This is a genomic window from Pseudomonas japonica (assembly GCF_013522925.1).
GTDB classification, from domain to species: domain Bacteria; phylum Pseudomonadota; class Gammaproteobacteria; order Pseudomonadales; family Pseudomonadaceae; genus Aquipseudomonas; species Aquipseudomonas japonica_A.
This window is the reverse complement of sequence record NZ_JAAMQU010000060.1, coordinates 1-209: the sequence shown is the minus strand read 5'-3', so window position 1 is coordinate 209 and position 209 is coordinate 1. Positions and strand designations below refer to the sequence as shown.

The window sequence follows — 209 nt, the reverse complement described above, 5'->3', positions numbered from 1 at the left end:
GGGTGAAGCCTGGAACCTTGTCGGCCGAAGTCTGGCTGAACACCAGCGTGGCAGTTTCACCGCTGTCGGCGTCGGTCGCGGTCAGCGTGCCGGAAGCAAGGGAGCTGTCCTCGACGACGGTGGCCTTACTGTCGGCCACCGAGGTGGTGATCACCGGGGTGTCGTTGGTGCCGGTGACGGTGACGGTCAGCGTCTGGGGAGCACTGGCC

At 66.5% G+C, this 209-nt stretch carries 1 protein-coding gene; it reads right to left on the bottom strand.

Annotation, left to right across the window (positions count from 1 at the left end):
• Positions 1-209, bottom strand: a 209-nt coding sequence (locus tag G7016_RS24855; RefSeq protein ID WP_181118413.1) for a VCBS domain-containing protein, incomplete at both ends; no start/stop codon positions are given.